Below are 22,792 nucleotides of genomic sequence, written 5' to 3'. Positions count from 1 at the left end.
CGGCCGACACGGCGCCTACGACTCACGGCGACCCGACCACCGGCACCTTCATCCCCGCAACGGATGGTTCCCATGTCCGAACCCGCACCCGACCTCCGAACAAGAACGGGGGCTGCGACCACCACCGCCAGCCGAAACGCACCGGCAGGCGGCATCATAGCGACCCCGTGCTCAGAACGGCGCACGCAACCGGCGCGGACCGTGGTCGAGGCGCACTTCCGGGGCTGGACGCAGCCACACCCGCGCCCCGAGGACCTGGGCGCCGGAGGCGTTCACGATGACCGAGTGCAGGTCCATGTGGGCGACTTCGGGAAGCGCGTCCACCAGGCGGGACACGCGCACCAACAGCTCTTCCAGGGCTTCCACGTCCGGGGCTTCGGCCAGTGAGGACGCGCCAGCCGGCAGTCCGAACAGCAGTGGGGAGGCACGGACGGCACGCACGAGGTCGGCGGCGTCGGTGTCGGTCAGCGGCGCCAGGCGATAAGCCCGGTCGTCGAGGAGTTCCGCGGTGACGTCGGCGAGCCCGAAGGCCACGACCGACCCGAACGACGGATTCTCCCCGGCCCGGATCACCACGGGCACTCCCGGGTCGACCATCCCCTGCACGACCAGCATGGCCTCCGAGCCGAGCCGATCGTCCAGGGAGGTGAATGCGCCCCGCACGTCATCCGGCCCGTACAGGTCGGCGCGGATACCGCTGCCGCCGGCACGCATCCGCAGGTCCGGAGCATCCGCCTTGACCACGACGGGGTATCCGATCCGTTCGGCGGCGGCCACAGCCTCCTCCGCCGAGGACACCTGCGCATCCGGCAGCATCGAGATGCCGTAGCAGGCGAGGAGCTCACGCGTCGCGGAGATGGACAGCGCCGACTCCTCGTTGTGGGAGGGCTCACTGGAGAACCAGACCGAACTCGGGGCAACACTCTCCTCGCCACTGGTCAGAGCATCGGTAATCAGTGCCCGTGCCCGTGCCCTGTCGATGTCGGCGAGTTCGGGATGCCGGCCGGGGTCACGTCGCCGCCACATCGCGTACCGGGTGGCGTGGCTCAGCACACGGGCGGCATCCTCCGGCGCGGGATAAGAGGGAATCGATCCGGCGGTGGTGGCACCATCGGCGTCCACGTGCCGCAGATCCTCCGGAAGCCCCTGGTAACCGAGGTAGGTGGTCACGATCGGCTTGCTTGCCGTGGCGGACCGAGACCGCATCACCTCGGCGACGTCGCCGGTGATCGGGGCGAGGGCGGGGGTGAACACCACCACCACCGAGTCCACCGTGTCGTCGGCCAGCACTGAGGCCAGGGCTTGGTCGAAGTCGTCTGCGGTGGCATTGGGCCCCAGGTCGATGGGCTCCCGGGGTCGTAGACTGGCCCCCAGGCAGGCGTCCTTGGCGATGAGCCCGAGCGAGTCGGAGTTGCCCACAATCGCCACCCGTGGCCCCTGAGGTAGTGGCTGATAGGCGAACAGCTGGGCGATGTCGAACATCTGGGTGATGTCCTCCACGCGCACCACGCCAGCCTGACGGAACAATGATGTCACCGCGTAGTCCGGCAGAGCCACCGCCTCCGCCGCATGCCCAAGAGGGATGCCGTGTGAGGACCCGCCGCTGCGCACCGCGACCACGGGCTTGTGCTGTGCCAGGCGTCGAGCCAAGCGGGTGAACTTGCGCGGGTTTCCGAGCGACTCCAGGTACTGCAACACGACTTTGGTGGCGGGATCCTCCTCCCAGTACTGGATCAGATCGTTGCCGGACACGTCGGCCCGGTTGCCGGCGGAGACGAACGTTGACAGTCCCATCCCCCGTTGGGCGACCCGCTGGAGGATGGCACGTCCCAGGGCACCCGACTGGGAGAAGAAACCGATCGGCCCGCGGGTGGGGATGTCGGCGGCGAGGGTGGCATTGAGCCGGATATCGGGGTCGGTGTTGACGATGCCGAGGCAGTTGGGACCCACCACGCGCAGTCCGGCGGCCCGTGCCGTACGCACCAGGTCTTCCTGGCGTTCCCTACCTTCCGGGGAATCGGACTCGGCGAAGCCGGAGCTGACCACCACGAGACCGTGTACGCCGGCGGTGGCGCACTGTTCGACGACGTCGTGCACCATCTCTGCGGGCACCGCCACCACGGCCAGATCCACAGGATCGGGAATGTCGAGGACGCTGGGATAGGCGCGCACGCCGGCGACGGCCGGAGCCTGGGGGTGCACGGGGAACACCGGTCCGCGGAAGTCCCCGGAGAGCAGGTTGCGCAGTGCCGTCTGGCCGATACTGTGCGCGGCGCGACTCGCACCGATCACGGCGACCGAAGCGGGGGTGAGCAGCCGGGAAATCGACCGGGCCTCGGCACGCTGTTCTCGGGCCCGCATCACCTCCACCGCGTCCTCGGTTGGTTCGAGGTCAAGGGTGAGGCGCAGCACCCCCTCGTCGAAGGTCTGTTGGGCGGTGTATCCGGCTTCCCGGAAAACATTGACCATGCGGCGGTTCTCAGGCAACACGTCGGCGATGAACCGCCGCACTCCGCGTTCCCGTGCCACGGCCCCGATGTGCTCCAGAAGCACGGAGGCCAGGCCACGCCCCTGGTGAGCGTCGGCGACCACGAAGGCCACCTCCGCAGATTCGGCGTCGATGCGGTCGTAGCGCACCACCGCCACCATGACGTCACCGATGGTGGCGACGAGCGCCACCCGGTCGTCGTAGTCAACCTGGGTAAACCGCTCCACGTCCCGACTGGACAGCTTCGGATACGGGGCGAAGAAGCGGAAGTAGATCGTCTCCGGGGAGAGGCGGGAGTGAAAATCCCGCAGTAGGTCCGCGTCGTCGGGGGTGATCGGGCGCAGGTGGGCGGTTCCGCCGTCGGTCAGTACGACGTCGGCTTCCCAATGGTTCGGGTAGGGCTGCACGCCCCCGAGATTAGACGACGTGCCCGCCGGCGCGGTATCACATGTGCCTCCGACATCGCGTGGCACGCGGTGGGCTCCACCCCCGGCATACCGCGGGCAGGCGTCGCCCCGGCGGCCCCACAGACATGTGTGCGAGTTCGTTACCCGCGGCTGCATCGAGACCTGTTACCGTCATGTTCGCGCTGATATCGCGGAGGACGCGGAGGAGTGGCCCAGAGCGGCCAGCAATAGGTGGTGGCACAGACAATGACGCGAGTGGTCGTGATCGGAGATCTCATGACCGACGCTGTCGCCCGGGCGTTCCATCCCCTGGCGCGCGGCAGCGACACACCGGCCTCGGTCATCATGTACGGCGGTGGTTCGGGCGCCAACGTGGCGGCGTGGTTGGCAATCGAGGGGGTGGACACCACCCTTGTGGGCCGTCGTGGTTCGGACATCACCGGTCGAACCCGCGAGATGGAGCTGATGGGCTACGGCATCGAGGCCCGGATGGTGATGGACCCGGAACGCCCGACCGGAACGTGCGTCGTGATGATCACGCATCGCGGCGACCGCACCATGCTCAGCGACGCCGGAGCCAACGCCGCCCTCCAGCCGGAGGACCTGCCACCGGACGTGTTCGCTCCCAAGACACATCTGCACGTCTCGGGTTTCACCCTGCTCCAGGAGGGGTCGCGCACCGCGGCCCGCCGCGGACTGCGCCTCGGACACGAGGCCGGGATGTCCGTCTCGGTCGACGCCGGGTCGCACGCGCCCCTGGAACGGGCCGGCCCTGAGTCCTTCCTGGAATGGACCAGCGGCGCCCAGCTGCTGTTCGCCAACGCGCAGCAGGCCACCGTATTGACGGGGCGGGAGGACAGTGCCGCGGCCGCGAAAGTCCTGACCGCCTGGTACCCGAATGTCGTGCTGAAGCTGGGCGACGCGGGGGCACTGTGGGCGTCCAAGACCCACGACGACATTGTGACGGTACAGCCGGAGCCTGTGGAGCCCACACCGGGCTCTATCGGTGCCGGGGACGCGTTCATGGCTGGTTTCCTGCCACCGTGGCTGGGTGGTCGCCACCCCAAGGACGGTCTGGTCAACGGGCATCGCCTGGCGGCCAAGGCCCTGCAACAGCCGGGGGCACGGCCCGACCTGTCCGAGTAGGGTCCCGGCCGGCCCCTCAGTGGCTGCGGATCAGGCCACGGTGGCGGGCCACGGAAATGGCGGCCGTCCGATTGTCCACGTCGAGCTTGGTGTAGATGTGCACCAGGTGCGTTTTGACGGTGGCTTCGCTGACCACCAGCTCCCGGGCGATCTCCCGGTTCGTCAACCCGTGTTCCAACAACCCGAGAATCTCGATCTCCCGACTGCTGAGGGCCGGCTGTGGCCCCCGAACCCGTTCCATGAGGCGCGCGGCGACGCCGGGGGCGAGGGCCGTCTCGCCGCGGGCGGCCGCGTGGACAGCGTCGCAGAGCTGTTCGGGGGGTGCGTCCTTGAGCATGTATCCGGTGGCGCCCGCCTCGACGGCGGCGAGGATGTCGGCGTCGGTATCGTAGACGGTCAACACCAGGATCGGCGGCGCCTGCGGGCGTGCGGTGATCTCCCGGATGGCCGTGACCCCGTCGGTGCCGCCGGGCATCCGGAGGTCCATCAACACCACGTCAACGTCCACCTCGGCGCTCCGGGCACAGGCCGCACGTCCGTCCTCGGCTTCGGCGACCACCGCCATATCCGCACGTTCGGCGAACATGGCCCGGAGTCCGCGCCGGACAACGGGATGGTCATCCACCAGCAGGATCCGGATCGGATCGCGACTCAATCCGGCACCTCCCAACCCTCGGCGAGGGGCAGTCGCACGGCCACGGCTGTTCCCGCACCCACCGTGGACTCCACGGTGAGTTCCCCACCCAGAACGGCCGTGCGTTCCCGTAGCGCGGACAGCCCATAGCCGGTGGTGTCGTCGCCCGCGGTGGGCGGTTGCCCCGGTTCGAAGCCAACCCCGTTGTCAACCACGTCCAGGGTCACCTCGGTGTCCAGGAACGCGAGGGTGACCACGGCACCGTTCGCGCGGGCGTGGGCACGCACGTTCGCCAAACTCGCCTGGGCAGCCCGAAGCAGCGCGATCTCGTGGCCACGGGGGAGGGTAGCTACCGCACCGACCAGGTGGAACCGGCAGTCGATCCCGGCCTCCCGGCCCACCCGCGCGCACAGACGTTCCAGGGCCTGCGGGAGTGTGTCGTGCTCCAGGTCTGGCGGGGTCAGGGCCCGCACGAAGCGACGCGCCTCGGCCAGGTTCGCCTCAGCGGCCTGCCGTGCCTCGCGGAGCGGTTCCACCGCGGCGCTCGCCTCGATCTTCCCCACGGCCCGCTCCCCCGCATCCCCGCGATTCCCCACACCTCCGGCCTCCCGGTCCCGCTCCGCCGTACGCAACAGCAACACGATGCTGGACAATCCCTGGGCGAGAGTGTCGTGGATCTCGCGGGCAAGGCGGGCGCGCTCGGCGAGTACTCCGGCGGTGTGCTGGGACCGGGCCAGCTCGTCCTGGGTGCGGGTGAGGTCTTCGATCAGTTGTCTGCGGTGTTCGTTCTCCCGGTACAGCACGGCGTAGCCCACGGCCAGGACAACGGCGCAGCCGGCTCCCAGCGCCGGCCCCAACACGATCGGAATCGACACCTGCTGGACGTGCCACACCTGCGCGAGCACCACAGCCGTGGTGATCACCCCAACGGCCACTAGGGCGTGCAGGCCCCGCAACAGGTACAGGTGCAGAAAGAACAGGGGGAAGGCGACCCAGGAGAAATCCGGGTTGTGCGCCAGCAACAGCGCCCACACGGCGGTGACCGCAGCCAACCACACCAGCGCCCAACCGCGACTGGGACGCCACCTGCGTACCAGGGCACCGGCCGTGTAGAGCACGACCAGGGCGACGGCTCCGCCGGCCGCAGCCCAGGTGTGTGGCCCCATCGGATGCACGGTGAACAGGCGGACCACGGCGACCGCCACCAACATGAAAAACGCGGTGTGCAGAGCCACACGCAGCGAGCGCAGCACGGTGGTACTGCCCGCGGACAGTTGGCCGACGGCCGGCTGCCACCCCGAGACCATGCCCCAAGGCTAACGTCCTGCCTGCTCAGGCGCCTCAACCAAACGGTTGATCCGGGGCTCCCCCGTACGACGTGGCCGGATCCTCCGGTGGCGCGACGCGGGGCGAGGGTGGGTGGCGGCACTGTGGTGATTGACCGCGGCGTTCGTTCCAGCGCCCGCACCGTCCCCTCCGGGGCATCACCACACGCAGGAAGGGGTCCCGTGTTTCTCGCCATCCGCGACATCTACTCCGCCCGGGGAAGGTTCGCGCTTCTGGGGCTGGTGGTCGGCCTCATCACACTGCTGGTCGTGTTGCTGTCCGGCCTGACCGCCGGTCTGGCCAGCCAGTCCACCTCGGCCGTCACCAGCCTTCCGGGTAGTCACATCGTCTTCGGCGCCACCGGCGAGGCCACTCCGGAGGTGTCCTTCGCCGACAGTGCGATCACCGAGCAGCAACTCCACACCTGGCGGGACGCACAAGCACCGGCCTGGGTGGAACCCCTGGGGCTGACGCCCGGCCAGGCCGAGCTCGAGGACTCCGGCAGCACCGCGGTCACCGTGTTGGCGGCGCGACCGCACAGTGTGCTGGCCCCCGACGACCTCGGAGACACGGGAGTGGTCGTCAGTGCGTCGCTGGCCGAGGAGGAGGGGGTCGACACCGGTGACACGATCGGGCTCGGCGATGTCGACTACCCGGTCACCGGGACCACACCAGCGGCTTACTACAGCCACACCCCGGTGGTGTGGACCTCGCTGGAATCCTGGCGGGACATGGTCCCCACCGGAAGCGATCCCCCAACCGCAACCGTGCTGGTCGCCGATCTGGACGGGCAGGATCCCGCGGAGCTGGACGAGGCCGCGACCACCGTCACCGAAACCCACACCGACAGCCGCGCCGGAGTGGCATCCTTCTCCGCCGAGAACGGGTCGCTCCTGATGATCCAGGGTTTCCTCTATGTGATCTCGGCGCTGGTCGTGGGGGCGTTTCTGACCGTGTGGACGATCCAACGGGCCGGCGACGTCGCCGTACTCAAGGCACTGGGTGGATCCACCAGCTACCTGGTGCGCGATGCCCTGGTGCAGGCGGCGATCGTACTGACGCTGGGCGCCGGGGTCGGAGCCACCCTCGGCTGGGGGGTGGGTGCCCTCGCCGAGCGCACTGTCCCGTTCGAGTTGAGCGGCGCCACCACGATTCCACCCGTCCTCGGCATGCTCGGTCTGGGCATGCTCGGTGCCGTACTCACCGTGCGCCGCATCACGTCCGTCGACCCGCTGACCGCCCTGGGGAGTGCACGATGAGCATCAGCCTGCGGGATATCACCCTGACCTATCCCGACGGGGACACGACCGTGACCGCCCTCGACCACGTCTCCCTGGAGGTGGCTCCGGGGGAACTGCACGCGATCGTGGGGCCGTCGGGTTCGGGGAAGTCGAGCCTGCTCGCGGTCGCGGCAACCCTCATCACCCCGACATCGGGACGCGTACGCATCGACGGGACCGACACGGCCGCCCACAGTGCGGCCTCCCTGGCGCGGCTACGGCTAAACCGGATCGGGATCATGTTCCAGCAACCCAACCTGTTGGCATCGCTGACCGCCATCGATCAACTCCTCGTCACCGCGCACATGCGCGGCCAGCGCCCCCGGGACCGTCGCGCCGCGGCGCGACGGCTGCTGGCTACCGTCGGTCTTGACGGTAAGGAGCATCGTCGCCCGGCCGCCCTGTCCGGTGGGGAACGTCAACGTGTGAACATCGCGCGTGCCCTGGCCGGGGATCCGGCAGTGCTGCTGGTGGACGAGCCCACCGCCGCCCTCGATCAGGAGCGGGGAGCGCAGGTGATGGCGCTGCTGGCCGAGGTGACCCACGCCCACCGGCTGGCGACCGTGGTCGTCACCCACGACACCGAACACCTCGCCCGGACCGACCATGTCTCGGTTCTGCGGGATGGCCGTCTGGAGTGCCACCCGCAGGGGTATGGAACCGCCGTAGCCCAGCATGCTGGAGCACGCGGGTGACGGGAGTGCGTGGGGGCGGGGCTTCCCACCCCCACGTGCGGGCGCTGCCCGCGACGGCGGGAGGTCGCTTCCCAGGTCAGGGTTTGCGAGCCAGTCCCCCGATCTCCCACACCCCGGTGGCTGCCTCGGGAGGTTCGCGCTCCGGCCAGCCCCGAATGTCCACGTAGCCGGGCTCCAGGACGTGAAGTCCGAGCCGGTCCACGATACTCACGGCCTCCTCCGGGGTGCGCACCCGTCCCCAGCTGCCGTGCGTCGCCTCCAGCACGGAGTCGGTGAGGCGCTGGCCCACCGCTTCGTCCGCACACACGATGTGTGAGTAGGCCACGTAGGATCCGGACGGCATCGCGTCCAGGAGCTGCTCGTACATCACCGCGGGGTGGTCATCGTCCTTGAGGCAGTGGGTCAGTGCGATCAGCAGCACCCCCACGGGGCGGGAAAAGTCGAGAAGTGCCTGGGTGTCAGGGTGTTCGAGAATGCTCTTCGGTTCGCGGACGTCCGCGGTAATCACCGTGGTGTTGAGATTGTCGTCGAGAATCGCGCGCCCGTGGGTGAGGACAACCGGATCGTTGTCGACGTAGATCACCCGCGCACCGGGGAGGACACGCTGGGCCACCTGGTGGGTGTTGTCCACAGTGGGAAGTCCGGAGCCGACATCCAGAAACTGATCGACACCGCAGTCCGCAGCCATCCTGGTCACCACCCGGGAGAGCCACGCACGGTTGTCCAGAGCGATCTGTCGCAGTTCGGGTGCGATCCTGAGAAACTCGTGGCCGGCCTCACGGTCGGCCACGAAGTTGTCCTTGCCGTTCAACAGCCAGTCATAGATCCGTGCAACGGTGGGAACGGAGAGATTGATGTCGATGAACTCGGAGTACTGGGGGGAGTTGGGATCATTCGCCATCGCGATTGCCTTGCTCTACTCGGAGGGGAGTGGCCGGCAGTCTATCCTGCAATCCCGGAACCGGTGGAGAATCCCACAAAAATCCGGAGACGGAAGGTCGTTCAGGAATGCCCACAACCGCACTCCCTGGAGTGTCCGGTCCGTGTTCCCCGGATCCTTGACCAACATTTCGTGACGGTACGATTATGGACGGCGCCATGAAGCTACCGATTCCGAGTGAGGGAATCACTCCACGTCCGGGAAATCGGGCCCTGGCCATAATCCGGATCCGCACCGGCGCATCGATGGGCGAGGCGATCGGAATGGTCAAGGACGTCCAAACCCTGCGATTAGGCACCGGCCAGGACATCGTGGAGCTGGTCATCGCGATGATCGAGGACGGACGCCTGCCCCAGCTGCTCTCCGAACGCCGGCAGCTCGACCGGCGTCGCGCCGGAATTCAGGCCATGGGCATCCCGGTCACTCCCACCACCTGCCCACGCTGTCGGGGTGAAGCGACCGACACTGTGGAGCCGGGCTACATCTGTCTACTGTGTCGGGGGAGCGGCCGGGTGAGTTGAGACCATCCGAGACTATCCACGGGCGGCGAGCACCAGCGGAAGCACCTCGGCGGCGCCGGCCTGGCGCGCCAGACGCGCCCCCACCGTCATCGTCCAGCCCGTGTCCATATAGTCGTCCACGAGCAGCACCGGCCCAGACACCGCTGCCAGTGCCCGACACGTCGGTTCCGGAACGGTCACGGCGCTGGTGAGGTCGGCCAGCCGCAGCGCGCTGTTGCCGCGGCGCGGGCCCACACCCGCGGGAGTGGTGTAGCCCAAGCTGCCCAGGAACGTGAGCCGGCCGAGCTGCGCCACTCGGCGTGCGAGCTCGTGGACCAGACGCGCCCGCCGCAGCGACGGCATCGCGACCACGCCGACGGGGCGGTGCTCCCACTGCCAGTCCGCCAACACCCGTACCACCGCCTGGAACACGTCCTCGTCTACCGGCTGATCCGGTGCGTCCGTGGCCAGCAGCTCCCGCACGCGGCGGGCCCATCCCAGCCCGGTCAGCCGGGTCAGTGCACGCCCGGTACTGGCCTGCTCCTGCCCCGGAATCCGGCCGCTGAGCTGCACCCCCAGGGTGGGCATCCCGATGGGCCACTGGCGCCGCGGATGCACCGCCACACCGGGCCGGTCGAGGAAAGCCTCGGCCGCGGCATGGTGCTGGGGATCAGTCCCAGCGGTCCAGGAGCTGCCCACACAGTTGTCGCAGCGGCCACATGGCGCGAGCTCCGGATCGTCGAGTTGGCGACGCAGGTACTCCAACCGGCAGGCGGAGGTGGAAATGTAGTCCAGCATCGCTTGCTGCTCCCGGCGCCGAGCCGCGGTGATCGCGGCATAGCGCTGGGTGTCGTAGGTCCAGGGCCGGCCGGTGGCCGTCCAACCGCCGCGCTGACGGCGCACTGCACCGTCGACGTCGAGGATCTTCAACATCTGTTCCAGACGCGCCCGGTTGAGGTTGACCTGGGTCTCCAGCCGGGGCAGGGACCAGGGCTCCCCATCCGCGTTGAGCGTGTCGAGGACCTGCCGCACGGTCTCCTCGGCGGGTATGGCGGTGGTGGTGAAGTACTCCCAGATCTCGGGATCCGCCTCGCTGGGCAGTAGTACGACCTCGGCTCGCTGCACCCCCCGGCCGGCACGCCCCACCTGCTGGTAGTAGGCGATCGGGGACTGTGGAGCACCCAGATGGACCACGAAACCAAGATCGGGCTTGTCGAACCCCATCCCCAAGGCACTGGTTGCCACCACGACGTCGACCTGGTTGGCGAGCAGCTCATCCTCGACCTGCTGCCGCTCGGCCGCATCGCTTTGGCCGCTGTACGAACGAACCCGGTATCCCCGGCCGGCCAGGAACTCCGCGGCCTCGCTGGCCGCGGCAACCGTCAGTGTGTACACAATGCCCGCGCCCGGCAGTCGACACAGGTGCGTGGCAAGCCAGGCGAGCCGAGTTGGTGTGTCCGGCAGGCGCACCACGGACAGATGCAGACTCTTCCGGTCCAGGGCACCCCGCAGCACCAGCGGCGGCTCCGCGTCCCCACCACCGAGTTGTTCCGCAACGTCCTCGGTGACCCGGGCATTGGCCGTCGCCGTGGTGGCGAGCACCGGAACCCTGGACGGGAGCTCAGCGAGCACACTGCGGATGCGACGGTAGTCCGGCCGGAAGTCATGCCCCCAGTCGGAGATGCAGTGTGCCTCGTCCACCACGACCAGCCCGGCCCCACTCGACAGTGGGGGCAGCACCTTCTCCACGAAGTCCGGATGGTTGAGGCGCTCCGGGCTGACCAGCAGAAGATCCACAGCCCCGGCGATAATCTCGGTGTAGATCTCGTCCCAGGCGGTCAGGTTGGCGCTGTTTATGGTGCGGGCCTGGATTCCTGCCTGTTCGGCCGCGGCGATCTGGTTGCGCATCAGCGCCAGAAGTGGGGAGACGATCACGGTCGGACCGGCGCCCCGGGCCCGCAACAACGCGGTGGCCACGAAGTACACCGCAGACTTTCCCCATCCGGTGCGCTGCACGACCAGGGCCCGGCGCCGGTCGACGACCAGTGCGTGAATCGCCCACCACTGGTCGTCCCGCAGCTCGGCGTGTGGGCCTGCCAGTGCCCGTAGGTGTTGTTCGGCGTGGAGGCGGAGCTGGGCGTCTCCCGTGTCCGGCTCGAGCCCCGCCCCGGAGTGGATGGCCATACCTTGTTGCTACCAGAGCCGTCCGCTCCGGAGCACCGGCGCGTCCACAACCGCAACCCGCGATCGGCGGGGTCGCGCCCCTGGCCACGGTACGTGGATCGGGCCACGTGTCCGCCACAAGCGGCGGGCCACGTTCGAACCAGTCTTCGACACGGGCCACAATGACCAGCATGGCCCGTACAACCTCCCACCCACCGGACGAGCTCGCCGAACAGATCGTGGACATCGACGTCGGCGAGGAAATGCGCGGTAGCTTCCTGGAGTACGCCTACTCGGTGATCTACCAGCGAGCGCTCCCCGACGCCCGGGACGGGCTCAAGCCGGTACAGAGACGCATCCTGTACCAGATGAACGAGATGGGGCTGCGCCCGGACCGGGCCCACGTGAAGTGCGCCCGCGTCGTCGGTGAGGTGATGGGTAAACTGCACCCACACGGCGACGCCGCGATCTACGACGCTCTGGTTCGCATGAGCCAGTCCTTCGCGATGCGCGTTCCCCTGGTCGACGGGCACGGAAACTTCGGTTCCCTCGGTGGGGACGACGCCCCCGCCGCGATGCGGTACACCGAGGCGCGGCTGCCTCCCGCGGCCCAGCTCATGACCGCGTCCATCGACGAGAACGTCGTGGACTTCCAGCCCAACTACGACGGCCAGGAGCAGGAACCCACGACGCTGCCCGCGGCGTTCCCCAATCTCCTCGTCAACGGCGCATCCGGGATTGCGGTGGGAATGGCCACCAATATGGCGCCGCACAATCTGGGCGAGGTCATCTCTGCCGCACGCCTGTTGCTGGAGCGCCCCGACGCCGGATTGGACGAGCTCATGGAGCTCGTTCCCGGCCCCGACCTGCCGACCGGCGGCACCATCATCGGGCTGGACGGGATCCGGGATGCCTACCGCACCGGGCGCGGAACCTTCCGTACCCGTGCCACCGTCTCCGTGGAGAAGGTGTCCGCCCGCCGCACCGGCCTGGTGGTCACGGAACTGCCCTACAACGTGGGCCCGGAAAAGGTCGTGTCCCGCATCAAGGAGCTGGTCCAGGCCAAGAAGATCCAGGGCATCGCGGACCTGAAGGATCTCACCGACCGCAACCAGGGCCTGCGGCTCGTGATCGAACTGAAGAACGGGTTCAATCCCGAAGCCGTCCTCGAGGAGCTGTATCGGCTCACCCCGATGGAGGAGAGCTTCGGAATCAACAACGTGGCTCTCGTCGACGGGCAGCCGCAGACGCTGGGGCTGCGCGAGTTGTTGACCGTCTACGTCGACCACCGGCTGGACGTGGTGCGCCGCCGGTGTGAACACCGGCGCACCAAGCGTCAGGAGCGGCTCCACCTCGTGGACGGGCTGCTGGTGGCGCTGACCAATATCGACGAGATCATCGCGCTGATCCGGGACTCCGACGACACGGCCACCGCCCGCAGCCGCCTGATGGCCACCTTCGACCTGTCCGAGGTCCAGGCGCGCTACATTCTCGACACCCCCCTACGACGACTGACCCGGTTCGACCGTCTGGAACTGGAACGGGAGCGCGACCAGCTGCACTCTGAGATCTCCGAGCTGACCGCCATCCTCGAGTCCCACCCGAAGCTGCGCGCCCTGGTCTCGGACGAGCTCAAGGACCTCGCTCGGGAGTACGCCAACCCCCGGCGCACCCAGCTGGTGGAGAGCGACGGCGTCACCCGGACCGCGGCCATGCCCCTGGAGGTTGGCGACGATCCGTGCACCGTGGTGCTTGCCACGACGGGCATGCTCGGCCGCACCGCCGGTTCCGCGCCGATGCCCCAACACACCGGCCCCCGGGGCAAGCACGACGCCATCGCCAGCAGTGCCGAGGTCACCGTGCGTGCGGAGGTGGCCGTGGTGACGGACCTGGGGCGCATGATCCGGCTTCCCGTGGTGGAGATTCCCGAGCTCCCCGAGACCTCACAGAGCGCACCGTTAGCCTCCGGCGCCCCCCTCTCGGAGTTCGTGGAGCTCGACGCCGACGCGGGGGAACGTCCGGTGGCGCTGGCGGCGTTGGACGAGAACAGTGCCGGGGTGGTGGTCGGCACCCGGCAGGGCATCGTGAAACGGGTGACGGCGGACTATCCCAGCCACAAAGACGACTTCGAGATCATCCCGCTGCGGGACGGGGATCGCCTGGCGGGCGCGACGGAACTGCACAGCGGAGAGGAAGACGTCGTGTTCGTCACGTCCGAGGCCCAACTGCTGCGGTTCGGCTGCGGCAATCTCCGCCCCCAGGGGCGTTCCGCCGGCGGTGTCACCGGCATCAAACTCGGTGACGGTGCGGAGGTGATCTGGTTCGGCGCTGTGGCTAACCAGGACGAGGACACTGGGGACACCGCCGGAGCCGCTGCGGGCGGCACCGGTGCTGCGCTGGTGGTGACCGTGGCGGGCTCGTCCACGGCCCTGCCCGGAACCCAGCCTGGAGCGGCCAAGGTAACGCCCCTGTCCGCCTTTCCCCGCAAGGGTCGCGCGACCGGCGGCGTACGGTGTCACCGTTTCCTCAAGGGAGAGGACACCCTGCTGTTCGGCTGGGTTGGTCCGGGGCCGGCACGTGCCGCGCGGTCCGACGGCTCTCCGGTGCGGCTTCCCGACGTCGACGAACGCCGGGACGGTTCCGGGGAGGGGCTTCCCCGCCCCATCGCGTCGGTGGGAAGCGGCACGGTTCCCCAGCCACAGCGCGGTGGGAACCGAGCCACCGACTGACCACCGCGCTGCCCGTCCCAACACTGGGGATGGGATACTGCTCGGGCCGCGTGTTCACCAGGTTGTGGGAGTCACATGTCCATCGATGAGCTACTGGCCGTCAACGAACGCTACCTCGCCCAGTTCCGGCACGGCGCGGTTCCTGCGGGGACGTCCCGGGGGTTGGCCGTGTCGATCGTGGGGCATCCGGCCGTCGACCCGCACCGTGCCTTCGGGCTCGCGTTGGGCGACGCTCTACTCCCCCGCAGCACCGAGCCCCGGGTCACCGCCGCGCTGCGTGGGGATCTCGCCGTGGCACAGCACCTGGGGGCGAGGCAGGCCCTGCACGTACTGAGCACGGACGCGCCAAATGCCCCGGAGACCACAGAGACGCTGCGTGCCGACCTGGAGACGCTGCGCGCGGATCCGCAGCTGTTCGGGCTCGATGTGCACGTGGGTAGCTACGACGTGACCACCGGCCGGCTGGAGCTGGTGACGGGTGTTCCCGCCGAGTCCGAGATCTCGGCGGTCCTCGCCGCCAACGAGCGCTACGTGGCCCAGTTCCAGCCGCCCGTTGACGTCGCGCGCGGTTCCCGGCATCTCAGCGTGGTCACCTGTATGGACTCGCGCATCAACCCCGAGGAGCTGCTGAATGTGGATCTGGGCACGGTGACGGTACGCCGCAACGCCGGAGCCCACGTCACCGACGAGGTGCTGGACGGGCTGGCGGGCGACGTCGCCGCGCACGGTGCCGTAGACCTCCTCGTGCTGGTGCACGAGGACTGCAAGGCGCGGCCCGACCGGGAGGAGCGGCTGGCCGGGGCCCGCGCGGACGGATCCGCGGCGGCCCGGGATCCCCGAATCGGGGAGCGTGCAGAGGTCATCACCGGCAGCTATGACGTGCACACCGGCCGCCTCACGGATCTGCGCCCGGCACACCGGTGAGGCGCGGGCTGGGCGGCTGCCGCACCTGCTCGGGATGCGGGCGACCTTTCAGCTTCCGGGATCCGGGGAATTCCTCCTAGGGCACCGCTGTTGCGGTTCTCGACGAAGGGAGTTGCCGGTGTCGGAAACGACCTACGAGACCTATGCCCGCGCCCAGCTGTGGTTCGAGCTGGGGGATCCGGCGGCCGCGGCACGTCTGCTCGCCCCGCTGGCCGAAGAGGAACCGTACAACCGTTCACTGCTGGAGCTGCTGGGGCGCTCCTACTTCCACGCTGCCCAGCTGCGCAAGGCCGAGGACGTGTTCCGGCTGCTCATCGACCTCGACCCGGCCGACGACTGGGCGCACATCGCGCTCGCTCGTGCGCTGGAACGACAGAGCCGCGACGACGAAGCCAATCGCTACCGACGGCTACACTCCGCAATGGCCGGCGGGTCGCTCGACTGAACGGGCAGGGTCCTGCCCAGCGGCGTCCCGGGTTCCGGCTACCCTGCGCCCATGCCCGACGATTCCATTCCCGAGCCCCGGCGCGACGGCCCGGTGGATCGGACCTGTGTCCGCACCCGCTCCTGGGTGGACGAGGCGATCCGCCGGGTTGCGGCCGATGCGAACCGTTCCGCCGACACCCACCTGCACGTGTTCCCCCTTCCACCGGAGTGGGGAATCGACCTGTACCTCAAGGACGAGTCCGTGCATCCCACGGGCAGTCTCAAGCACCGGCTGGCGCGGTCGCTGTTCCTGTACGGACTGGCCAACGGCTGGATCACCGAAGGTACGACCGTCGTGGAGGCCTCCAGCGGCTCCACCGCCGTGTCCGAAGCGTACTTCGCGCAGCTGATCGGCGTGGACTTCGTCACCGTGGTACCCCGATCCACCAGCCCGGAAAAGATCGCGCTGATCGAACGGCACGGCGGACGCTGCCACTTCGTGGAACGCCCGGCGGACATGTACACCGAGGCCGAACGGCTTGCCGCGGAGACCAACGGCCACTACATGGACCAGTTCACCTATGCCGAACGGGCCACCGACTGGCGCGGCAACAACAACATCGCCGAGTCGATCTTCGAACAGATGGCCTTGGAGCGGTTTCCCGTCCCGGACTGGATCGTCGTTGGGGCGGGCACGGGCGGCACCTCGGCTACCGTCGGACGCTACGTTCGGTACTGTCGACACGCCACCCGGCTGGCAGTGGTGGATCCGGAGAACTCCGCGTTCTTCCCGAGCTGGGTCACCGGTGCGCCCGACTATGCGACGGGACTGCCCTCCCGGATCGAGGGGATCGGGCGCCCGCGGGTCGAGCCCAGCTTCGTCCCCGAGGTCATCGACCGGATGATTCCCGTCCCGGACGCCGCGAGTGTGGCCGCGATGCGTCATCTGTACGAGGTGACCGGACTCAGTGCGGGCGGCTCCACCGGCACCAACCTGTGGGGCGTGTGGCACCTGCTCGCGCAGATGCGGCGGGAGGGGCGCCAGGGCAGTGTGGTCACACTCATCTGTGACAGCGGCGACCGGTATCGGCACAGCTACTACGACGACGGCTGGGTCGCCGACCAGGGGATGGACCTCGCTCCATACACCACGGCGATCATGGAGCTGCTACGGACCGGGACGTGGGAACCGCCGCAGTAACCCGCACCCCGGCCCCAGCCTGTTTCGTGGGGCTGGGAGCGCGGTTGGGGTCTGGCCTGGCGATATCCACCCCCAAGAAACAGACCCCAAGCCGCCGCGGCATTCGGCGGCTTTCATGCTATGGGTGCCCGCCCCGAGGTGCCGACCCCGCCTCAGCTCCACCCGGGGTCTGGGGCTCTGGCGGGGTGGCTGCACTCTCGCGGCGGTCCAGCCCCGGCAACCATCGGGACACCCCAGCACCGAGCTAGCTGAGCCAGTCGAGGATCCGTCGGTTCACCGGAGCGGGCCGTTCCAGGTGCGGGAAGTGTCCTACTCCCTCCACCAGCTCAACCACGGAATCCGCCGCGAACACCGAACGGGCGTTTTCCGCGAGATCCGTCCCCAGGGAACCGTCCCGCTCCCCCTGGAGGTACAGCACGGGATGTGTGGGGACGGCCTGCGCCCGGTGCCGGATGCTGGCGTAGCGCGAGGAGCGCGGGTAGACGTCGAACATGCCGCGGAAGTAGCTGATGGCCGCGGTGACGTTGGCCTGGTCCCGCAGGGCCGCGCGGACGTGGGTGAGATCCGTGCTCGGGTCGTAGTCGACCGTCCAGTCTGTCCACAGCCGCCGCAGGAAGGCGTAGTCGTCGCGCATAACCGCTGCCTCGGCCAGAGGGGTCTGAAACAGGAACTGGTGGAAGGAGCGGCGGAGCTGGTCGTAATCCAGAAAGGACGGGATGATGGCCCGTGTCGGTGGCGAGCTCAGTGCAACGACACTGCGCCACCGTCGTGGTTCCAGAGCCGCGGCGCCGTAGGCGGCGAACGCACCCCAGTCGTGTCCGATCAGGACCCCCGGCCCCAGCCCGTCCTCCGTACTGCTGCGCGGGCCACTGCCGGTCAGGGCCGCGTGCAGCGCGTTAACGTCGGTGGCCAGAGCCGCCGTCTCGTAGCAGGCGTCCTCGGGCACCTCGGTGGGGGCGTAGCCACGCATGAACGGCGCCACCGCCCAGTAGCCGGCCCGCGCCAGCTCCGGGAGCAGGTACCGGAAGGTGTGGGCTGTGTCCGGGAACCCGTGCAGGCACAGCGCCAGCGGAGCCTCACCCGCCTCCCCCGCCTCGATGTAGCCGAACCGGAGTCCGTTGGCGGGAACGCTGTGCACCGTGAATGTCGTCACTGGGTCACTCCGCAAGTCCTGATGCCATTCGCAGGGTTGCCATGAGTTCCGTGGGGGTGTACACAGCCTGCCCGATCGCGGCTGTGAACGCGGCGAGCATGTGGGCGAACACGAGTGGATCGCCCTGGGTGAAGTGCTCGGCCGCGGCGCGTTCCCCCACGGAGTAGGCCTCCCAGGTGGATACCACGGCCAGTTCCACCTCGGGCTCCAACAGGTCGGCGACCGCCCGGGCCACCGCCTCCCGCGCGTCCGCCGGCTGCCAGGCCACCCCCGTGTCCTGGACCCGCCGGGTGAGAAAAGATGCGAGGACCTTGAGTTCCGAGATACTCGCGGTGACCCGTTCTTCGGTGTCGATGGCGTCCACCGCCTCGGCCACGGCCGTGGCGTCCTTGGCGACGTAGGCCTCTACCAGGGTGATGGTTCGGTGCTTGGTCCCGTCGGGGTCAGTGTTGCCAGGCATGCCTCCCATCATGCCTGGCGCTATCCCCGATGTCCGCCAGCGACCCGAACTGGTCCATGGCCTGGGGTTCGCCCCAGCCGCCACACCCCCGCGCTTCCACCCAGAATGGTCCGCAATGGCCCGGGGCGGGCCGACGCCCCGGAGCCACAGGCCGGGAAACCCGGCCCCGGACTAGGGTTCGAACCGCGGCCGCAGCGGCATCCGCGACTCGGTTCCATCGAGCTTCACACCGAGAATCTGGTGCAGCTGGACAACGTTACGCTCGAATCCCAACCGGGAACCCGCCATGTACATGCGCCAAACCCGAGCGGTTCCAATGTCCACCTCGCCAAGGGCCTCATCCCAGTTGCGTTCCAGGTTGGCGCACCAGTCACGCAGGGTGAGCGCATAGTGCTCCCGCAGGTTCTCCTGGTGTCGGATCTCGAACCCGGCCTCGTTCATCTGGGTCTGGAGCCACCCCGGCCCCTCCAACTCTCCGTCCGGGAAGACGTAACGGTTGATCACACCGTTCCGGCGCATCGCCGGGGAGTGGTTGTCCGGGCGGGTGATGCAGTGGTTGAGCAGGCGCCCCCCGGGCCGGAGCTTGGCGTGCAGGGAGGCGAAGTAGTCGGGCACGTTGCGCTTGCCGATGTGCTCGGTCAGGCCGATGGAGCTGACCCGGTCATAGGTCCCGTCCGGGACATCCCGGTAGTCCATGTGCCGCACCTCGGCAAGGTGCGACAGCCCCTCCTTCTCGATCCGCTCCTGGGCCCATTCGGCCTGCTGTGCGGAGAGAGTGACCCCCAGTGCGCGCACCCCGTACTCCCGGGCGACATGCATGACCATTCCGCCCCAGCCGCACCCGACGTCCAGCAACCGCATGCCGGACTCCAGCCCAAGCTTGCGTGCCACCAGATCGTGCTTATGGAACTGTGCCTGTTCCAGGCTCGCGTCCGCATCGGGGTACACCGCGCACGTGTAGGTCATCGACGGCCCGAGCACGAGTTCGTAGAAGGCGTTGGACACGTCGTAGTGATGGTGGATGGCCTCCGCATCCCGTGCCTTGGAGTGTCGGATCCCCCGCCCCAGCAGGCGACGCGGCTGCACCTCCTGTGGTGGTGGAGCGACCCGGTTCACGAACTTCTCCCAGCCGACGCTGCGGACGATCCGGGCCACGTCCCCCAGCGTGAACGCACCGTCCAGGGCCACGTCCGACATGCGGCGCAGCGCCGTGTACATGTCCCCCTCGAGATCGAGGTGTCCGGAGACGTAGGCGCGGGTGAGTCCCAAGGCACCCGGGGCCTGCGCCAGGTAGTGCAGTGCCACGGGCGTCCGCACCACCACGGTGACGTCCGCATCCTGCGGGCCGGCCGTACTGCCGTCGTAGGCGCGAAACGCCACTGACGACTCCGGGCCGACCACACGTTCGAAGATCTCCGCCAACCGCATAGCCATTCCTTTCCGCAGCTGCCCTAGGACCCGGCCGGCCTTCGCGGCCTGGTGGTCCGACGAACCTCGGAGCCCTGGCGAGGCTCCGCCCCCCGTCCGCCGCACGTGTCCTTGTTTGCCCCAAATTTCTTGACTGTCGTGTATGCCCGCTCAGGCCTGTCCTACCGCTCCGCGCTACCTGTTTCCAACACACTTCGCGTACAGGTCGAGCAGCCGACCGTCCGGGTCGTACGCGGTCTTCAGGTCGCGGTATCCCACCCCGTTGTAGAGCTCCCAGAACTCGTCCTCGTCGTAGAACGCGTCGGAGTACAGGGACTTGTGACCACCGAGTCGACTCACCTCCCGCTCGATCAGGCGGTTGTGGTGATCGTGTGCGAGCCCGGGCAGGGACGGCACCAACCCCCAAAACCCGAAGTTGACATACAGGCGGTCCTCGTCGAGGGGGTACAGCGGCCACCGCGGACCGGCCTCCGCGGCTCCCGCGACTCCACTGTCCCGCGGCGCGGCGTCGGCGCCGGCCTCGGCATCCGCGCCAGTGCGCACGCCATCCTTGGCGTCGGGGCGGAGCCGCAGCGGACACATCCAGATGGGACGCATCCCGATCTGGGCATGGAAAAACTCCAGGAACTCCGCCCCCCGGTCCACGCCGACTTCGATGTCCTGGATCACCGGCTCGCTCTGGGGTTTGCCGCGGTAGTGGGCCAACAGACGACTGAAGTCGGTGCGCCGGTCCAGCGCCACGAGTTTGCGGTACACGTCCGAACGCTTCCAGCGCCGCGGCCACAGCCGACGAACCACCGGGTGCTGGACGCCGAAGGCACGGGAACACCAGAACCAGTCGGTGTCCCATCGCCACAGGTAGTCCTCGGTGGTGAGGTAGTCTCCCGGCCCCGAACCGGCGTAGCGGGGAATCGAGGTGTAGTAGATGTCCGAGCCCGTGTAGTCACTGGTCCAGGGCGCTCGGTCCACGAACGTGGCCAGGGTCAGGTAGAGCTCGTTGGGGCCGAACGCCACCCCGTCCACGAAGTCCACACGCTGCCCTGCGTGCTCTCCCTGCGCGCACACGCGTTCCAGAGCGGACATGGCCGCCGGGGCGTCCGTGAACGGCAGGTGCCGCAGGTGCACGTAGGGCCGGACGGGCTCCAGTTCGATCCGGATCCGCAGGCTGTACCCGAGAGTGCCGTAGGAGTTGGGGAATCCCCGGAACAGTTCCCGGTGCTCATTGTCCGGTCGTGCGACCACCACGTCACCGGCGCCGGTGAGAATCTCGATTTCCTGGACCGATTCGTGCGGAAGCCCGTTCCGGAACGAGGAGGACTCGATCCCGAGTCCGGTCACCGCGCCACCGAGGGTGATCGTGCGCAACTGCGGAACCACGAGTGGCATCAGGCCGTGGGGCAGGGTTGCGGCGACCAGGTCCTCATAGGTGGTCATGCCACCGACCTCGGCCGTGCGACTCACCGGGTCGACACTGAGCACCGAGCTGAAGGCACTGACGTCCAAGCGGTGCGTGTTGGTCGACTCTCGGAACCGAAACAGGTTCGAGGTTGGTTTACCCAACCGCACCGGAGCGTCCTTGGGCAACCGCCGGAACGACCGGCGCAGCTCGTGGACGGCCGCAATATGGTCGGCCATGTCTTGCTGGGATGACTGGGAACTCACGATTCACCGCTGTCCTGTTCACGGCGCCACTGTGCCACTGTCTGATCGCGGCCGATGCCGACAACCCCCGCCATCGACTGAACCGCTCGTACACCCTAGTGCTACCGGTTGGTATGGATTGTGCCGGGGCAGGTGGATTGTGCGCATGTTCACCCGCCGACACACACTGAATTCCAATGCTCAATGGCACGGTTTCCGCCGCGGATTGACCGTGGATTGGCGGTGGCCCCAGCACCGCACCCGAGGCGCCGAGCGTGTTCACCCCCGGCTATCCTGATGGTTCGTGCGAGACGATCAGCGCGCGGCTCCGCGCATCGCCATCATCGACTCCGGGTTGGGACTGCTCTCGACCGCGGCGGCGCTGCGCCGTGCCCGGCCGGACGCCCACCTGATTCTGGCCACCGATCCCGACCACATGCCGTGGGGGCCACGGTCGAGCGACGCGATCACCGAACGGGCCCGTGCCGGGGTCCAGGCGGCGCTGGCCGCCGCGGAGGCCCCACCCCAAGCCGTGGTCATAGCCTGTAACACAGCCTCGGTCTACGCCCTGGCGACCCTGCGTGCCGAACTCGAGCCAGAGATTCCGGTGGTGGGCACCGTTCCCGCCATCAAACCCGCCGCCGACCTGGGTGGCCCGGTCGCCGTGTGGGCCACCCCCGCCACCACCGGAAGCGCATACCAGAACAGGCTCATCGCCCGCTTCGCCAACGGGGTTGCCGTCACCCCGGTAGCCTGCCCCGGCCTGGCCCCGGCGGTGGACACGGCCGACACCCGGTCCCTGGCCGCGGCCATCGCCGACGCCGCCGGCCGCACCCCCCAGGACACCTCGGCGGTCGTGCTGGGGTGCACGCACTACGACCTGGTGCGCGACCACATCCACAGTGCCCTACCCGCGGGGGTCACTCTCTTCAGCGCCGCCGGCGCCGTGGCAAACCAGACACTGCGCCGGATGGGCCGCTCCGCACAGCCAGACGCTCCGCCGACCGGCAGCCTGCTGGTGTTGGCCAGCGGCCGCAGGAGCCAGCTGTCTCCCGCAGCCACCACCTACCCGGCGGGTGCGCTCCTGGCCGCGAACTCCGTGGACGCCCCCGTCCCGAACCGGGGCTGAACCCTGAGGGCCGCCCCTGCATCCGACCCCGCCACGGTGGGCGGCGCGCAGCTGCCTCCCGCTCCGTCTCCGACTCCGGGCGACGCGACCACGGGCCGCCTTCCCACAGGCCACACCCGCGT

Annotated in this window: 18 protein-coding genes; 9 read left to right on the top strand and 9 right to left on the bottom strand. The window is 68.7% G+C overall.

The features are described 5' to 3' along the window. Nucleotides 1-171: 171 nt before the first annotated feature. Nucleotides 172-2,895: a bifunctional acetate--CoA ligase family protein/GNAT family N-acetyltransferase gene (locus tag RIF23_RS12720; protein ID WP_310912943.1), complete on the bottom strand. Its 2,724-nt coding sequence runs from the start codon at nucleotides 2,893-2,895 to the stop codon at nucleotides 172-174. Nucleotides 2,896-3,150: 255 nt separating this feature from the next. Between RIF23_RS12720 and RIF23_RS12715 the strand changes: the two genes are divergently transcribed. Beyond that, nucleotides 3,151-4,041, top strand: coding sequence for a carbohydrate kinase family protein (locus RIF23_RS12715; RefSeq protein ID WP_310912942.1), 891 nt, complete (start codon nucleotides 3,151-3,153; stop codon nucleotides 4,039-4,041). Between the two features lie 16 nt (nucleotides 4,042-4,057). Here RIF23_RS12715 and RIF23_RS12710 read toward each other — a convergent pair whose 3' ends face one another. Together RIF23_RS12710 and RIF23_RS12705 are read right to left on the bottom strand one after the other, a co-directional pair. Further along, nucleotides 4,058-4,696, bottom strand: coding sequence for a response regulator transcription factor (locus RIF23_RS12710; protein WP_310912704.1), 639 nt, complete (start codon nucleotides 4,694-4,696; stop codon nucleotides 4,058-4,060). Then, the gene (locus RIF23_RS12705) at nucleotides 4,693-5,982 is read right to left on the bottom strand and encodes a sensor histidine kinase (protein ID WP_310912703.1); all 1,290 of its coding nucleotides are present in this window, start codon (nucleotides 5,980-5,982) and stop codon (nucleotides 4,693-4,695) included. Before RIF23_RS12705 ends, RIF23_RS12710 begins: the two co-directional genes overlap by 4 nt. Before the next feature lie 201 nt (nucleotides 5,983-6,183). Here RIF23_RS12705 and RIF23_RS12700 point away from each other — a divergent pair, with 201 nt between their 5' ends. Both RIF23_RS12700 and RIF23_RS12695 read left to right on the top strand, forming a co-directional pair. Continuing rightward, nucleotides 6,184-7,260 (top strand): ABC transporter permease, encoded by a 1,077-nt coding sequence (locus tag RIF23_RS12700; RefSeq protein ID WP_310912702.1) that lies wholly within the window; start codon nucleotides 6,184-6,186, stop codon nucleotides 7,258-7,260. Beyond that, on the top strand, nucleotides 7,257-7,976 hold the full coding sequence (locus RIF23_RS12695) for an ABC transporter ATP-binding protein (RefSeq protein ID WP_310912701.1): 720 nt from the start codon (nucleotides 7,257-7,259) through the stop codon (nucleotides 7,974-7,976). The genes RIF23_RS12700 and RIF23_RS12695 overlap by 4 nt, the downstream gene beginning before the upstream one ends. 76 nt (nucleotides 7,977-8,052) lie before the next feature. Here RIF23_RS12695 and RIF23_RS12690 read toward each other — a convergent pair whose 3' ends face one another. Then, nucleotides 8,053-8,877 carry an SAM-dependent methyltransferase gene (locus RIF23_RS12690; RefSeq protein WP_310912700.1) on the bottom strand — a complete coding sequence of 275 codons (825 nt, stop codon included), beginning with the start codon at nucleotides 8,875-8,877 and terminating at the stop codon, nucleotides 8,053-8,055. Nucleotides 8,878-9,074: 197 nt separating this feature from the next. Between RIF23_RS12690 and RIF23_RS12685 the strand changes: the two genes are divergently transcribed. Next, nucleotides 9,075-9,437 (top strand): hypothetical protein, encoded by a 363-nt coding sequence (locus tag RIF23_RS12685; RefSeq protein WP_310912699.1) that lies wholly within the window; start codon nucleotides 9,075-9,077, stop codon nucleotides 9,435-9,437. Nucleotides 9,438-9,449: 12 nt separating this feature from the next. On the opposite strand, the gene RIF23_RS12680 is transcribed toward RIF23_RS12685, so the two are convergent. Then, on the bottom strand, nucleotides 9,450-11,600 hold the full coding sequence (locus tag RIF23_RS12680; protein ID WP_310912698.1) for a RecQ family ATP-dependent DNA helicase: 2,151 nt from the start codon (nucleotides 11,598-11,600) through the stop codon (nucleotides 9,450-9,452). A 170-nt stretch (nucleotides 11,601-11,770) separates the two neighbouring features. Here RIF23_RS12680 and RIF23_RS12675 point away from each other — a divergent pair, with 170 nt between their 5' ends. The 4 genes from RIF23_RS12675 to cds1 all read left to right on the top strand — a co-directional run bounded on the left by RIF23_RS12675 (nucleotide 11,771) and on the right by cds1 (nucleotide 16,859). Then, complete coding sequence (locus RIF23_RS12675) at nucleotides 11,771-14,308, top strand: DNA gyrase/topoisomerase IV subunit A (protein ID WP_310912697.1); 2,538 nt, start codon at nucleotides 11,771-11,773, stop codon at nucleotides 14,306-14,308. A 75-nt stretch (nucleotides 14,309-14,383) separates the two neighbouring features. After that, on the top strand, nucleotides 14,384-15,232 hold the full coding sequence (locus RIF23_RS12670) for a carbonic anhydrase (RefSeq protein ID WP_310912696.1): 849 nt from the start codon (nucleotides 14,384-14,386) through the stop codon (nucleotides 15,230-15,232). A gap of 118 nt (nucleotides 15,233-15,350) precedes the next feature. After that, entirely contained in the window at nucleotides 15,351-15,677 is a 327-nt protein-coding gene (locus RIF23_RS12665; RefSeq protein WP_310912695.1) for a tetratricopeptide repeat protein, read from the top strand. 51 nt (nucleotides 15,678-15,728) lie between these two features. Continuing rightward, entirely contained in the window at nucleotides 15,729-16,859 is a 1,131-nt protein-coding gene (gene cds1 / locus RIF23_RS12660) for an L-cysteine desulfhydrase Cds1 (protein WP_310912694.1), read from the top strand. A gap of 244 nt (nucleotides 16,860-17,103) precedes the next feature. On the opposite strand, the gene RIF23_RS12655 is transcribed toward cds1, so the two are convergent. The 4 genes from RIF23_RS12655 to RIF23_RS12640 form a co-directional block, all read right to left on the bottom strand. Next, nucleotides 17,104-18,012 carry an alpha/beta fold hydrolase gene (locus RIF23_RS12655; protein ID WP_310912693.1) on the bottom strand — a complete coding sequence of 303 codons (909 nt, stop codon included), beginning with the start codon at nucleotides 18,010-18,012 and terminating at the stop codon, nucleotides 17,104-17,106. A 4-nt stretch (nucleotides 18,013-18,016) separates the two neighbouring features. Then, nucleotides 18,017-18,472: a hypothetical protein gene (locus tag RIF23_RS12650; RefSeq protein WP_310912692.1), complete on the bottom strand. Its 456-nt coding sequence runs from the start codon at nucleotides 18,470-18,472 to the stop codon at nucleotides 18,017-18,019. Between the two features lie 171 nt (nucleotides 18,473-18,643). Then, nucleotides 18,644-19,900: a class I SAM-dependent methyltransferase gene (locus RIF23_RS12645; RefSeq protein ID WP_310912691.1), complete on the bottom strand. Its 1,257-nt coding sequence runs from the start codon at nucleotides 19,898-19,900 to the stop codon at nucleotides 18,644-18,646. Between the two features lie 174 nt (nucleotides 19,901-20,074). Next, nucleotides 20,075-21,535: an FAD-binding oxidoreductase gene (locus RIF23_RS12640; protein WP_310912941.1), complete on the bottom strand. Its 1,461-nt coding sequence runs from the start codon at nucleotides 21,533-21,535 to the stop codon at nucleotides 20,075-20,077. Between the two features lie 310 nt (nucleotides 21,536-21,845). Here RIF23_RS12640 and RIF23_RS12635 point away from each other — a divergent pair, with 310 nt between their 5' ends. Next, entirely contained in the window at nucleotides 21,846-22,670 is an 825-nt protein-coding gene (locus RIF23_RS12635; protein ID WP_310912690.1) for a glutamate racemase, read from the top strand. Nucleotides 22,671-22,792: the final 122 nt, after the last annotated feature.

It is taken from the genome of Lipingzhangella rawalii (assembly GCF_031628175.1).
Taxonomy (GTDB): Bacteria; Actinomycetota; Actinomycetes; order Streptosporangiales; family Streptosporangiaceae; genus Lipingzhangella_A; species Lipingzhangella_A rawalii.
Note: the sequence above shows the minus strand (reverse complement) of the source record. Positions and strands in the feature narration are given on the sequence as shown.